Source organism: Nostoc sp. DedQUE04, from assembly GCF_034530995.1.
Lineage (GTDB): Bacteria > Cyanobacteriota > Cyanobacteriia > Cyanobacteriales > Nostocaceae > Nostoc.
Map to the genome: position 1 here is coordinate 1 of NZ_JAVRCA010000010.1, position 13,026 is coordinate 13,026.

Consider the following 13,026-nt stretch of genomic DNA (forward strand, 5'->3'; position numbering starts at 1 on the left):
AACTCAAGCCAAAAAATAGATTACTACAATCTGGCATTAGTGGGATAGGTTCGTAAAAGTCTAATCTAAAACTGTCCTTAGATTTTGGGAAAACTCATTCTTCTATATATATAAGAATCTTTACTATGCTTGATGACAACGATTTTGCATTAGCCTCGGCTGTTGACACTTCGGTTGTGGTGCTTGAGGAGCTATCTTTACATCCTCAGCCAGAAGTTCGTGAGGCTGTAGCTAAAAATCCAAATACGCCCACGAAAGTGTTGCTGAAATTAGGTAAAGAGTTTCCAGACGCAATTACGGCGAACCCGATTTTCAATCTTTTGCTGTTGGAAAATCCTGAGAGTCATTTCGTTAGACTCTCTTTAGCGCGTAGCACAACAACTAGTGAAAACGCGATCGCTCAGTTATCCAAAATCGAGGATGAGGAAATTCTTTGTGCTGTGGCTAGAAATCCAAAGACACCTCTTCACATCCTGGAACAACTTGTAGAAAACCCGCCTCTTTTCTGCGATGACGAGAATGCTGATGAATCTGATTTCGATGAACTTTTTACCGCGATCGTTCAAAATCCGAACACTTCTGAATCGTTATTGCTTCAACTAGCCGAGCGTGGAAGCTTCTATGTCGTCAAAATTGCGATCGCTCAGAACCCCAAAGCACCCTTATCCCTGCTAAATCAGTTTGCAGATTGGAGAAATTTTAGGATGCATAAAGCAATTGCTCGAAATCCTCAAGCACCGAGCGCAATCTTGGAAAAACTAGCGGGAGAAAATGAGAAAGAAATTCGCGATCTGGTCAAGATCCATCCAAATGTATCAGAAACTGCGATCGCCATCATCAATTTTATCGAGGGAAAACCTGGAACATCCATCGACTTGCTAGAGCGGTTAGCCAGCGATCGACGAGCCTCTGTCCGGCTATTGGTTGCAGCTCATCCCTCAACCCCTGCAAAGGTTTTAGAAAAACTTGCACAGGATACAGATGAAGATGTACCCTTCAAAGCCGCAAGCCATCCCAATGCAACCTCTACCGTTCTAGAGTTTTTTGCAGATTTCTTGGTTAAGCAACATCAACGAGTCTCGCCATTAAATCGAGCCAGGTATGAAGAAAGTGCAGTTCGATTGGTGAGACGTTCTGACATTACTCCAAAAGTGTTAGAAAATCTGTTGCAAATGAATAAATATGATGTAGTAAGCGCGATCGCATCTTCTTTGAAAACACCACCAACTATGCTAATCGCACTTACAGACTATCAAGCCCCATCTAGCGTACAAATTCATTTTCTCATAACTCTCGCTAAAAACCCCAATACACCTTCCGAGGCGCTGGAGAAGCTTTATCTAAAAATCAACCAAATGCGACATCCAAATACAATGGATGGTCTACGCGCTATTGCTACTCATCCCAATACCCCTGTTCATTTGCGAGCACAATTGTTCTTTTTCTAGAACAATTCGCAGTTCATTGCTGTGACGATCTCCACTCAAAAGTTGCCAGAAATGTCAATACACCGATTTCAATTTTGGAGCGGTTAAGTAATGATTCGCAAGACTGGGTTAGTAGGATTGCAAAACGGCGCTCAAGGAAAGAGCTTGATTACAGCACTATTTCTGTAAAGGTCAACACAGTCCAAGGATGGCTTTGAGAAGACCCCAAGCGATGCCAGAATCTTTACAATACAGGACTTACGCACTGAAAACTTGAAAGCTTGATCCCCCCTAGCCCCCCTTTTTAAGGGGGGAATCTTAAAAGCCCCCTTTTTAAGGGGGTTGAGGGATCTCTTCTGCGTAAGTCCTACAATAGTAAATAAGGTAAAGATATATATCAGAGTCAAAATCAATGGCACTATTCGGATTTGGCAAAAAGTCAGTTATGCCCACACCTGAAGAAGCTTTGTCAGGAAGGGCACAATCTATGTCAGTACCCGCAGCTCATTATGTCAACAAGAATCCCTTAAAACCTCCTTTTCCCGATGGATTAGAGAAGGCAATTTTTGGCTTGGGCTGTTTTTGGGGTGCAGAACGCAAATTCTGGCAACTTAAAGGAGTTTACACCACCGCAGTCGGTTACGCTGCTGGTTTAACACCCAACCCCACTTATGAAGAGGTATGTAGTGGGCGAACAGGTCACAATGAAGTGGTGTTGGTTGTGTTCGATCCCAAAGTGATTAGTTATGCCGAACTGCTGAAAGTCTTTTGGGAAAGCCACAATCCCACCCAAGGGATGCGCCAAGGAAATGATACTGGCACTCAATACCGTTCGGGAATTTATGTATATTCCGAAAATCAAAAGCAGCTAGCAGAAGCATCGCGGGAAGCTTATCAGCAAGCCCTCAACAGCGCAGGTTATGGCAAGATTACTACAGAAATCTTGGATGCGCCGGAATTCTACTACGCTGAAGCTTACCACCAGCAATACCTAGCTAAAAATCCTAACGGGTATTGTGGTTTAGGAGGGACAAACGTATCTTGTCCCGTGGGTGTAGTTGAATCGCAAGTTAGTAGTTAGAAGGAAGCAGGGGAGCAGAGGAGCAGGGGAGCAGGGGAGAAGTTACAGTAAGTTTTCCCCTCAGCCCCCCATCCCCTCTGCTTCTTTCTTGTGCCCAATGCCCAATGCCCAATGCCCAATGCCCAATGCCCCACTAAAATGCAGATTTGAGCAAAGCGATCGCTCGCACCCACAACATAATACTAATCGGCGCTCCAAGTAGAATACCAGCGATCGCCCAACCTCTCTGATGGGCTTTGAATTGTTCAATACTGCGCCACCGTCTACTTTTCCAAGCCCATTCATTGCCTTTTGCACCAAGTGCGATCGCCATTATCCACCAAGCATTAGGTACAAAACAGAATAAACCATACCACACTTGATTCGGCCACATCCACAACCAAGGCATTAGAAAAGCACCCCAATTCCAACCAAGAATTTCCTCTGGAACTGTTTCATTCTGATTATTGATCCCGCATCCAGAATTGTTGATTATTTCTTTTAACGGCAAAAGCTGATTCTTATTTGCAGATTTGACAGTTAGTCCCGATTTGAGGGCATTCAGCGCAACGCTTGCACTAGTAAATCTTTGTTCGGGAGCGGGTTCTATCAACTTTTGTAGCCAACTGACAAAACTGGGACTGAGGTTAACTCGGTCTGTAAATTGCAGTCGCAAATCCTGCTGGGGTAAATCAGAGGGGGAAGTTCCAGTGAGCAAATGAATCAAAGTCGCTCCCAGTGCATATAAGTCTGAAGCCGCAACTGCTCGACCACCAAATTGCTCCATTGGGGCATAACCATAAGTACCGACAACGGTAAAAGTAACGCCCTCTTTTGCCGCTTTATCCTGAACTGCACCAAAATCAACTAAATAAATCTGATTATCTTCGCCCCAGATTAAATTACTCGGTTTAATATCTCTATGTAAAACTCCAGGATTCAATTCATGTAGATAGATGAGAATATTTAAAACTTCAACAGCAATTTTTTTGGCTCGCTTTTCACTAAACCTTTTGCCAATAGCAAGTTTATCTTTAAGCGACTCACCAGGAATATATTCTTGTATTAAGGCGAACCAGAGGGTGCGATCGTCGATACAAAAATAATCTATATATTGAGGGATGCGGGGATGATTTAGCTGTTTAAGGATTTGTGCTTCCCTCTCAAAAAGTTTCAGGTCATCCCACTGCACAGTACCGCCAAAGGCCAAAAGTTTGACCACAACGGTCGAATTTTCGCCATCAGAGGCTTGTAAATCCAATGCTTGCCAAGTTTGACGAATTCCATTGTTGCCGAGTTGGCGCTGGATTTGATAACGATCTTGTAATATTTGTTCTGGTTGCAGCATCTTAACACCTGCTGGCAATTTACGTTGATCTGATTCCCTTATATTTAAGGATAGTCATTATCTACAGAAACTGTGGCAGCAATCCCTTACTGTCTTAGTAAGCTGTTGTGCATTTGATTTGTGTAACTGGGATGAACAAGACGCTTTGCATAACTTGCCTTTAGTTAGATTATATAGTACAATTGTACTGTAAACAGTGATAGGAAGACGATCAAGCTCAAGCAAGATATGTTGTTGGAGGAAAATAGCAAAGTCCTTTACAGAATAGGTTTGCCTTAACTTTCAAGATTATCTAACAAACTTTACAAACTGCTTAAATCTCTTGTCACAATAAGATTTATAATTAAAATATCAGTCATTCACCCCAAGGCTGAAGCCAACTGTTATATAATGCAGAATCCAGTGCATTTAACTTGGGGGAAGCTTTGCGTTTTCAGTTTAAAAAAAAGAAACTCGAAGCACTTTACACAGCAGAAAAAGATGCTCATAAATACCCAGGTGTGGTTGATGACTTTTTTGAAGTCATGGCGATTATTGATGCTGCTGTAGACGAGCGAGATTTATATGCTCAAAAAGGATTGAGATTTGAGAAGTTATCAGGAAAACGAGGAAAACAAGGACAGCGTTCTCTACGTTTGAATAATCAGTGGCGTCTAATTGTGACAGTGGATGAGGATGAGCAGGGAAATTATCTCACAATAATCGATATCGAAGACTACCACTAACTTTCGTCAGCAGGGGAGACAGCAATATGAGCCAGAAGCTAGCACCAGCAAGAGTACCAACACCAGGAAAAATTTTAAGTCGAGAATTAGAAGCCCGTGGCTGGACACAGAAAGATTTAGCAGAAATTATGGGGCGTCCAGTTCAAACCATCAATGAAATCATTCGGGGAAGCAAGCAAATTACACCTGAAACAGCTATCGAACTCTCTCAAGCCTTGGGTACTTCTCCAGAGTTCTGGACAAATCTTGAAGCAAAGTATCGGCTTCATCTAGTAGGAAAAGAAAAAAAAGAGCAAGATATAGCTCGTAAAAGTCGATTGTATACAATTGCTCCCATCTCTGAACTAATCAAAAATAAGTGGATTCAAGCAGCAGATTCAATTGATGACTTAGAACGGCAAGTATGTGATTTTTTCGGCATATCATCTTTAGATGAAATACTCCAGCTAGATGTTAATTTTCGTTGTTCCGAGCATCGAGAGCCAGAGGAAACTTCTCGCATAGCTTGGGTAAAACAAGTTGAGAACCTAGCGAAACAACAAGCAGTTGCTAGTTTTGAACGCAAAAAACTTGAGACTGCTATCCCTAAAATTCTTGCTTGTGCGAAACAAGTAGAAAGTATTGTGCAGATTCCTAAATTGCTGGCAGATTTAGGTGTACATTTTATAATTGTGTCGCATTTAAGCAAAACCTACTTGGATGGTGCAGCCTTATATTTAAACAGCAATCCCGTTATCGCGTTGACATTGAGATATGACCGGATAGATTCATTCTGGTTCACCCTCATGCATGAGTTAGCACATATTGTTTTAGGACATCAAGGAGCTTATTTAGATAATTTGGATGCGTTAGAAGAGAATGATGAGGAAAGAGCAGCTAACGAAAAAGCCGCTGACTGGTTAATAAATCCTCAGACATTAAATGAATTTATTATTACAAGTAAAAAAGTCTTTTCTCGGAAAGGGATTGAAGAATTTGCTCACAATCAAAATAGACATCCAGGCATAATTCTTGGTCGCTTACATTATGACAAATTAGTTCCCCATAAAAATTTGAGACCATTACTCGTTAAAGTTAGCCCAATTTTAGGTCATTCTACAGATAATTTTTGCGATAGTAAGCTTGATATTCCTCAGACAGCAGAGGTTCCCACCAATCACGATGATTGAGATACCATTCAACTGTTAAACGTAAACCCTCAGCAATTGTTACTGAAGGCGTCCAACCAAGCTGAGTTTTAATTTTGTTTGCATTAATTGCATATCTCCTGTCGTGTCCCTGTCTATCCTTAACAAAAGTAATCAACTGCTTGGCTGGATATATTGGTAAATCAGGTGCTAATTCATCCATCATTTGACATAAAAGTTGCACGAGGTTAATATTTTCCACCTCATTATTGCCACCAATATTGTATGTTTCTCCTGGTTGACCATGATTGATTACTACATCTAAAGCACGGCAATGATCGCCCACATAAAGCCAATCCCGTACATTTTTACCATCACCATAAACAGGTAATGGTTTCCCGATCAAAGTGTTGATACACATTAGGGGAATTAGTTTTTCGGGAAACTGATAAGGCCCGTAATTATTAGAGCAATTTGTGATAATAGTTGGAAGTTGATAAGTATGATAATAAGCACGGACTAAATGATCGCTACCCGCTTTGGAAGCTGAATAGGGACTATTGGGAGCGTAGGGTGTGGTTTCACAAAAAGCTGCGTCATCTGCGCCCAGGCTACCGTAAACTTCATCAGTAGAAACGTGTAAGAAACGATAATCAGACGGTTGTGCTTTCGCTTCCCAATGTTGCCGAAAAGCTTCTAGTAGGGTGAAAGTTCCCACCACATTAGTTTGCACAAAAGCGGCTGGGCCAAGAATGGAACGATCGACATGAGATTCAGCGGCAAAATGGGCGATGGTATCAATATTTTCCGTTGCTAATAGGTTGTCTATGATGGTGCGATCGCAAATATCTCCCTGCACAAACCGAAAATTCTCTCTTCCCTCAAAGGGCGCCAAATTCAGACGATTCCCCGCGTATGTCAGAGCATCCAACACCACCACGCGATCGCCTGGATAAACCTGACACCAATGATGCACAAAATTTGCCCCAATAAACCCCGCACCCCCAGTAACTAATAACCGCCGACTCATTCAATTTCCTCTCTTTTCTCTGTGTTTTCAGTGTCTCTGCGGTTCGTTTCTATGACTTAAAATATTTCTTCCTCAATTTACCATATATCTTCTGAGCGAGTAATTTCGCCATCCGTATTTTAGTCAAACTCTTAATATTAGATGGCTGCTGTATTTTATGGTCAAAAAACTCATTTAACTCATCCAAAATAACTTGGAAACGCTTAATAATATTTTCAGTACGATGCTCAACCAAAAAATCTTCAGATAAACTAAAAGCTACTGAAGATTCAATTACCTTCAGAATCCGTTGCACATCATATTCTTGGGAATATCCAGCAATTTTATAGCAATTAAATCCAGGGTCTAAGTAATCAGCTAGTCCACCGTTAACACTAGAAAATACTTGACAGCCACAAGCAAGAGCTTCCATTGGTTGTAAACCAAATCCTTCACTAACACGCTGTTGTGCCCAGTACTCAGCCGAATCATAGAGGTAAACCTTAGCTCGGTTAAATAGTCCAGGTAAATCCTCTATGTATGAGTCAACAACCAATACTTTACAACGTTTTTGCAACGCCGGAATCAATTCTTTAATTAAATACTCAGAAGACTTCCGAGCTTGAACTAAAACATCAATATCCCGTTCCAAACCTAAATTTTGAAACTCATCAGAAATTTGATTGGGCAAATAATAAATCAGAGAATTGGGTGATTTTTCTCCCCAATATCCCATTGTATAGCGGCTAACAGTCATGATTGGAATACTTGCAGGTAGCCTAAATGAATAACCTGGACTATGTGCATGGTAAACGACATTATATTGCTTAAGTTTAGCCACGAGTTGAGCTATATCAAATCCCCAACTGATTACAAAAATTACATCATTTAAATTTTTCTCTTTTAGCAAATCATCAATAAAAAGCTTATCTTTTTCGCGTTGACGGTAAGTTACAACATCAGCACTACAGAAATTATGAGCTAGATTAAGTGCTTTTAACTCAGCCCAAAGACCACCACAGGCAAATTTGCTATCTGTACCGGGAAGTAAGAAGTAAAGTTTTCTCATAATTTTTTTAGGGGATTGGGCATTGGGCATTGGGCATTGGGCATTAAGGAGAGAAGAAAAATTACTTCTTTTCCCCTCTGCTCCCTGCCTTTGTGCTTCTTGCTCTCTTCATTCTTGCCAGCCCACTTTAACAAAATGTGCCTCACGCCCCCAAACATCGCGTGTACGGGTAATATTTTCAATTGCTAGGTTAAAAGGAATGGCAGTTGTTAGGTAACGCTGCACTATGGAACCTAAATCAGGTGCGAGTTCTGCGGCTGTCGTCGCTGCTAATCCTAAACCTATAAGTTGCTCAATTGGTCGAAATGGTAGCAACAGATGCACACCCACAGCTAATCCAGCTGTTAAGAGCATTGCTACTGACAAATTTGTGCCACAACGGGGATGTACAGCCAAATCCCATTCTCCACTGGTGATGCGATGTCGAGCAAGTGTGACTGCACGCCGCAAATCACTAATATTTACTTCACCATAGAGGTAGAATCCCTGCTCAGTAGATAAACCGCCTAATAGTTCATTATCTAGTTGAACATTAGTAGATTCTGCTGGAGCAGAATAGGCGCTTTTTGATTCGCTAAGAACCCAAACAGTAGCATGTTCTAAAGCGTGAACCTGCCGCAGCATCAAAATTTCTTTTAACCCTGGAATAAACGATAGCTGTCTGAGTAAGTCGGCATCTTGTGTGGGTTGCGGAAAGTCTGAAGATTGGTCTTCCAGACTTGGAACTTTCTCAGATACAGGTATCGTAAAATCAAAGTTAAAAAATTCAAAGGGAGACCAGCTACCCTGAAAAGAAGCGGAAGTATTCATTGAAATACTACTCCCAAAGCCGATGGGGCAACATAGATTTCTTTCAAATGTAACGCTTGCACCACTGAATTGTTGCTAATTTTTGTAGATGATTGTTTAGTTAGGGTATTGGGCATGGGGCATGGGGTATTGGGCATTGTAGATGCTTCTTCCCAGTCCCCAGTCCCCAGTCACTAATCCCCAATCCTTAGTCCTATATCTGTTCTGTTGAATTTGGAAAGGAATTCTGATCTTTTTAGTTTCCGAGTCCGAGGGTCAGCTGGCTCCACTTACATAAACTCCGGCTGAGTGAAGGACTCGGAACTTTTGGTAGAGTGTTCACACTGAAAACTTAGGCGTAAGGAGAGGAACAATCAGTACAACTCAAAATTGGCTTGTAATTTACCAGACCAAAGCAATTAAGCTTCTACTAGTAAATTGTTTATTCAATCTGGTTAGGCAGAGTACAGCAATTGACATCATTCAAACAGACTTTGCCCCACTGTAAAGCCCAGCGGACAAGGGCTACTCGATTATCTGTCTCAGTCTTAGTGAGAATATTACTGATATGGTTATCAACTGTACGCTTGCTAATCTCCAGTTTTGCTGCAATCTCTTGGTTAGTTAAGCCAGCGGCTACTAAGTCGATAATTTGCAGTTCTCTGTCTGACAGACTAACGGGGGTCTCAGACTTGCCACCAGCCATGACTATTTCTATCCTCCCTTGGTATATGTACTTAATCGCTCTTTCTAATTCTAGAAGATTCTTTTCTTGGTAGGGGTTTCAAGTGTTAGCAGTAATATGATTGTCAATATTTTCTTTGGATTTCAAGTTGCTAAAAATATAAACCACGCGAAATATCATGTAATAAATATAGCTTATTTTGACAACCATATTGTCTAAGCACTGAGATAAAGTAAGCGAGATTAGAAGCACATACACGCTATAAGAGTAGTAAAAATTGCTATTTAATTCTATGAAGGACTGGCGACAGATTAGCAAAAACTATTGTAGATTTTATACTGTAAATTCATAATCCTACATCAAAATCTAAAATTGAAAATGAGATGAGCAATCCCCGTGTTTTGTGCCTTGGTGAAATTTTGTTTGATTGTTTAGCCGATCAATTAGGGCTAAAGTTGGAAGAAGTGAAATCTTGGACTCCCTACCCAGGAGGGGCACCAGCTAATGTAGCCTGTGCTTTAGTCAAGCTGGGAATGTCAGCAGGATTTATCGGTGCTGTTGGCGAAGATGAGCCAGGAAATGCACTGGTCAAGCTATTACAAGATGTAGGTGTAGAGACTACGGGAGTACAACGCCATCCCACAGCACCAACGCGGCAAGTTTATGTTACACGGGATCTGGCTGGCGATCGCACCTTTGCCGGATTTGGTCAGTACGATACCGCAGAATTTGCCGATACTCGCCTGCAAGCTAAACAATTGTCAGATTCGCTGTTTCAAGAAGCAGATTTTCTGGTTTTGGGTACTTTGGAATTAGCCTATCCTGAAAGTGAAGCGGCAATTCACCGTGCTTTAGAGTTAGCAGAACATTACGACTTAAAAATTGTGCTGGATGTTAACTGGCGTCCTGTATTTTGGAAAGAGCCAAACATCGCCCATCAAAAAATTCCAGAATTATTTAAGCGAGTTGATTTCCTCAAACTCTCCAAAGAAGAAGCTGAATGGCTATTTGAAACCGCAGATCCCGGAGCCATTACTTACCGTCTAGCTTCGATTGAGGGGGTATTGGTGACAGATGGGGAAAACGGCTGCACTTATTGTCTGGGTGAGAACGAAGGCAAACTACCCTCGTTTTCTATCCCTGTAGTTGATACAACTGGTGCAGGAGATAGCTTTTTGGCAGGATTCATCCACCAACTGAGTAAGTATGGTATCCACAGCTTGCGAGATGCAGAAACAGCAAAACGCATTGTCACTTATGCCAGCGCTGTTGGGGCACTGACTACTATTAAACCAGGTGCGATCGCTTCTCAACCTACTGCTGCTGAAGTCGAAGCTTTTCTCGCCACACATCAACTCTAGGAACTAGCATAAGCCACTGGGATATCAGCATTTAGTAGCTGATACTCCCGACTAGAAAATGTAAAAAAATCTTCATACCATTCTGCGGTCATATTAAACAATAAACGCAGTTGGAGAAGTTTTGATATTAGGTTAATGCATTCAATTTTTACTTTTAGAAGTTCTGAATTATCCTCAGTGTATGAGAGCAATGCACTCAGGTCAGATAGATTTTGAGATTAGTTAGATAAATACTGGATAATTCAGAATTACGGAGTAAAACACGCTTTATACCTGCGTAACAGACGAATCGTTGTGTACCTCACTTTCCTTGAAATCTGCTGTATAACAGTTCACCCGTTTGTAATTGATTAATCCGTTCAGTTGTACAAACAGGAAGGTGTTGCAGTCTATGCACAAAAAACATTGAATCTTTACACTTTCACGATCTGCATAAATAGTAATACTGATATCTATAAGTGAATAGAAAGTGTAAGTGAATAGAAAGCATAGATTAGCTTAAGGAATTGGTGAAGCATTATGAAAAACATCACAAAATGGCTTTTGGGCTTGGCGATTGTTCCTGCAAGTTTGGTATTGGCATCTAGTCATGTTAAAGCCAGTCAAATTGCTGGTGAGTGGTTCTTTGGTCTCTGGGATTGTAATATTGACGGTAGACCAGCAAAAATGCAGTGGAAAGTAGTCGATGACCCACAAACTAGTTGTAACGGTGATGTTTGCTCTACTACTTCTGGTGTCCGTCTCGTCGGGCGGTTTAGTGATAACGGTAGTGCGTGGGTTCCTCTAGGAAAACGTTTTTCCAGCAGACAAAAACAGGATTTAGGTATTCGTTATTTAGGTGCAGAACAAGATAACTGGTATCTCAAATATAACAGTCGTACTAAAATAGCAGATGGTTGGACGACATGGCGGGGTAAGCGCTATCCACTACAATGTCGTAATCGCAGATAAACATTTGCTATGCAAAATATGTAAATAAGCGATCGCTAAGTTTGAGTAATAAACACGCCAGTACCACACTTTTATTTAACTTGACAGGCTAATACTTTAACGTGAGTTCGATGAACCTCTCCCACGGGGAAAGGGAGGAGCAATGAAAAATTAGGGTTTTGGCTCTCCTCTCCGTGTCAGAGAGGGGTTGGGGGAGAGGTCAAAAAAGGGCTTGTCGCACTCACGTTACTTTAGTTAGCCTGAGTTTGCTGCCACAGAGTATCAACAGTTACAAACTTATAGCCTTGTTGTAGCAGTTGTGGAATGAGAATTTGAATTGTGGCAGCAACATCTTCTCCACCGCAAGCACCATCGTGCAAAACAATTATTGAACCATTTTTGACCTGCTGCATAATTCGCTCTACCACAGTAGTTACACCTGGACGCACCCAGTCTTCTGGTACAACGCTCCACATAACTGGGCGGTAATTCCACTGAGAAAACAATTTTAAAGTAGCAGGTGTAAAGAAACCATTAGGCGGGCGGACATCTCGCACTTGTTGAGGTTGCAGGTTGCAGGCATTGTAAATGGCAGCTTGGGTTTTTTCTAAACTGTCCTTCAAGTCATTTGGGGAAAGCATGGGAAAAGAGCGATGATCGTAGCCATGCAATCCGATCCAGTGTCCGCGATCGCTAACGGCTTTAGCAATAGCTGGCGAACGGTTGACGCAAACACCCAACCAAAAAAAACTCGCTGTAATCTTGTAACGATCTAACACTGCCAAGACTTCGGGTGTGTATTGCGGATGTGGCCCATCATCAAATGTGAGTGCGATCGCTTTAGCATGAGAATTTCCAGTCCAAAGGCAGTTGGGAAAACTCGGCTGGAGAATGCGGTAGAAAATTGGGAAGAGGGGAGCTAGCTGCATAAAGTTTTTTCTTTTTTCCGTAATCTTGCGTAACTACACTGATTACTTAATATGATGATGTCAAGCGCGATTCGGACGCTTAACAGTCTTATATCTAAAACTTACACGCTGTCCATTTGTACAGTTATATGAATTAGCACTCATTGTAATGTTAGTGAGTTTTTCCCTTGTTCCTATTTCCTAGTTGGAAATGTAGTTTACATCACGATTTATTCCTGGCTAGCTGACTCAACTTATTTTTTAGTTGTCAGCTCAACAGGAAATATCGTAGTCACAGAAGTAGGGCGGAAAAGAAAATTACAGCTTTTTCATATAATTGTCTTTTTGGCAAATTGTAAGTCCTGATATTAACAATTACTCTTTATTCAGGATAAACTCTCATGGCAATTAATTTTTCCGGAACTAATGGCAATGATGTTATCTTCGGCAGTAATGACAACGATACCCTCAGAGGCTTGGATGGTGATGACAAACTGTTTGGCAGGAACGGCGATGACTTCATAGATGGTGGTTTTGGTTTTGACACCATTGATGGTGGTGCTGGAACTGATACCACATCTTACGCTT

At 41.4% G+C, this 13,026-nt stretch carries 14 protein-coding genes; 7 read left to right on the forward strand and 7 right to left on the reverse strand.

Features of this window, described 5'->3' with window-relative positions; translation table 11 throughout:
* Positions 1-125 precede the first annotated feature (125 nt).
* Together RM049_RS09070 and msrA are read left to right on the forward strand one after the other, a co-directional pair.
* Positions 126-1,448 (forward strand): hypothetical protein, encoded by a 1,323-nt coding sequence (locus RM049_RS09070; RefSeq protein WP_322703952.1) that lies wholly within the window; start codon positions 126-128, stop codon positions 1,446-1,448.
* A 391-nt stretch (positions 1,449-1,839) separates the two neighbouring features.
* Positions 1,840-2,508, forward strand: a complete 669-nt coding sequence (msrA, locus tag RM049_RS09075) for a peptide-methionine (S)-S-oxide reductase MsrA (RefSeq protein ID WP_322703953.1) — start codon at positions 1,840-1,842, stop codon at positions 2,506-2,508.
* A gap of 133 nt (positions 2,509-2,641) precedes the next feature.
* On the opposite strand, the gene RM049_RS09080 is transcribed toward msrA, so the two are convergent.
* Positions 2,642-3,835 carry a serine/threonine-protein kinase gene (locus tag RM049_RS09080; RefSeq protein WP_322703954.1) on the reverse strand — a complete coding sequence of 398 codons (1,194 nt, stop codon included), beginning with the start codon at positions 3,833-3,835 and terminating at the stop codon, positions 2,642-2,644.
* A 425-nt stretch (positions 3,836-4,260) separates the two neighbouring features.
* Between RM049_RS09080 and RM049_RS09085 the strand changes: the two genes are divergently transcribed.
* Together RM049_RS09085 and RM049_RS09090 are read left to right on the forward strand one after the other, a co-directional pair.
* Positions 4,261-4,560 (forward strand): type II toxin-antitoxin system RelE/ParE family toxin, encoded by a 300-nt coding sequence (locus RM049_RS09085; protein ID WP_322671337.1) that lies wholly within the window; start codon positions 4,261-4,263, stop codon positions 4,558-4,560.
* A 26-nt stretch (positions 4,561-4,586) separates the two neighbouring features.
* Complete coding sequence (locus RM049_RS09090) at positions 4,587-5,729, forward strand: HigA family addiction module antitoxin (RefSeq protein ID WP_322671338.1); 1,143 nt, start codon at positions 4,587-4,589, stop codon at positions 5,727-5,729.
* Here the strand turns inward: RM049_RS09090 and rfbB are convergent.
* From rfbB to RM049_RS09115, 5 genes are all read right to left on the reverse strand, one after another.
* A complete protein-coding gene (rfbB, locus tag RM049_RS09095; protein WP_322703955.1) occupies positions 5,656-6,717 on the reverse strand; it encodes a dTDP-glucose 4,6-dehydratase in 1,062 nt (353 codons plus the stop codon). The two genes, RM049_RS09090 and rfbB, sit on opposite strands and share 74 nt — an antisense overlap.
* Before the next feature lie 49 nt (positions 6,718-6,766).
* Positions 6,767-7,765, reverse strand: a complete 999-nt coding sequence (locus tag RM049_RS09100) for a glycosyltransferase (RefSeq protein WP_322704053.1) — start codon at positions 7,763-7,765, stop codon at positions 6,767-6,769.
* Positions 7,766-7,873: 108 nt separating this feature from the next.
* Positions 7,874-8,575 (reverse strand): DUF6391 domain-containing protein, encoded by a 702-nt coding sequence (locus RM049_RS09105; RefSeq protein ID WP_322703956.1) that lies wholly within the window; start codon positions 8,573-8,575, stop codon positions 7,874-7,876.
* Positions 8,572-8,712, reverse strand: coding sequence for a hypothetical protein (locus RM049_RS09110; RefSeq protein ID WP_322703957.1), 141 nt, complete (start codon positions 8,710-8,712; stop codon positions 8,572-8,574). The genes RM049_RS09105 and RM049_RS09110 overlap by 4 nt, the downstream gene beginning before the upstream one ends.
* A gap of 284 nt (positions 8,713-8,996) precedes the next feature.
* A complete protein-coding gene (locus RM049_RS09115; protein WP_292870113.1) occupies positions 8,997-9,260 on the reverse strand; it encodes a helix-turn-helix domain-containing protein in 264 nt (87 codons plus the stop codon).
* A gap of 362 nt (positions 9,261-9,622) precedes the next feature.
* Here RM049_RS09115 and RM049_RS09120 point away from each other — a divergent pair, with 362 nt between their 5' ends.
* Complete coding sequence (locus RM049_RS09120; protein ID WP_322671341.1) at positions 9,623-10,600, forward strand: carbohydrate kinase; 978 nt, start codon at positions 9,623-9,625, stop codon at positions 10,598-10,600.
* Positions 10,601-11,119: 519 nt separating this feature from the next.
* Positions 11,120-11,551 (forward strand): DUF6006 family protein, encoded by a 432-nt coding sequence (locus RM049_RS09125; RefSeq protein ID WP_292816760.1) that lies wholly within the window; start codon positions 11,120-11,122, stop codon positions 11,549-11,551.
* 230 nt (positions 11,552-11,781) lie between these two features.
* On the opposite strand, the gene RM049_RS09130 is transcribed toward RM049_RS09125, so the two are convergent.
* On the reverse strand, positions 11,782-12,459 hold the full coding sequence (locus tag RM049_RS09130) for a polysaccharide deacetylase family protein (RefSeq protein ID WP_322703958.1): 678 nt from the start codon (positions 12,457-12,459) through the stop codon (positions 11,782-11,784).
* A 380-nt stretch (positions 12,460-12,839) separates the two neighbouring features.
* Between RM049_RS09130 and RM049_RS09135 the strand changes: the two genes are divergently transcribed.
* On the forward strand, positions 12,840-13,026 hold a 187-nt coding region (locus RM049_RS09135; protein ID WP_416212626.1), incomplete at its 3' end, for a calcium-binding protein.

What these genes read in the sequence shown, in the direction of transcription:
- RM049_RS09070 (WP_322703952.1), top strand. Translation starts at nt 126, where the DNA reads ATGCTTGATGACAACGATTTTGCATTAGCCTCGGCTGTTGACACTTCG.
- msrA (WP_322703953.1), top strand. Translation starts at nt 1,840, where the DNA reads ATGGCACTATTCGGATTTGGCAAAAAGTCAGTTATGCCCACACCTGAA.
- RM049_RS09080 (WP_322703954.1), bottom strand. Translation starts at nt 3,835, where the DNA reads ATGCTGCAACCAGAACAAATATTACAAGATCGTTATCAAATCCAGCGC.
- RM049_RS09090 (WP_322671338.1), top strand. Translation starts at nt 4,587, where the DNA reads ATGAGCCAGAAGCTAGCACCAGCAAGAGTACCAACACCAGGAAAAATT.
- rfbB (WP_322703955.1), bottom strand. Translation starts at nt 6,717, where the DNA reads ATGAGTCGGCGGTTATTAGTTACTGGGGGTGCGGGGTTTATTGGGGCA.
- RM049_RS09100 (WP_322704053.1), bottom strand. Translation starts at nt 7,765, where the DNA reads ATGAGAAAACTTTACTTCTTACTTCCCGGTACAGATAGCAAATTTGCC.
- RM049_RS09105 (WP_322703956.1), bottom strand. Translation starts at nt 8,575, where the DNA reads ATGAATACTTCCGCTTCTTTTCAGGGTAGCTGGTCTCCCTTTGAATTT.
- RM049_RS09110 (WP_322703957.1), bottom strand. Translation starts at nt 8,712, where the DNA reads ATGCCCAATACCCCATGCCCCATGCCCAATACCCTAACTAAACAATCA.
- RM049_RS09115 (WP_292870113.1), bottom strand. Translation starts at nt 9,260, where the DNA reads ATGGCTGGTGGCAAGTCTGAGACCCCCGTTAGTCTGTCAGACAGAGAA.
- RM049_RS09120 (WP_322671341.1), top strand. Translation starts at nt 9,623, where the DNA reads ATGAGCAATCCCCGTGTTTTGTGCCTTGGTGAAATTTTGTTTGATTGT.
- RM049_RS09125 (WP_292816760.1), top strand. Translation starts at nt 11,120, where the DNA reads ATGAAAAACATCACAAAATGGCTTTTGGGCTTGGCGATTGTTCCTGCA.
- RM049_RS09130 (WP_322703958.1), bottom strand. Translation starts at nt 12,459, where the DNA reads ATGCAGCTAGCTCCCCTCTTCCCAATTTTCTACCGCATTCTCCAGCCG.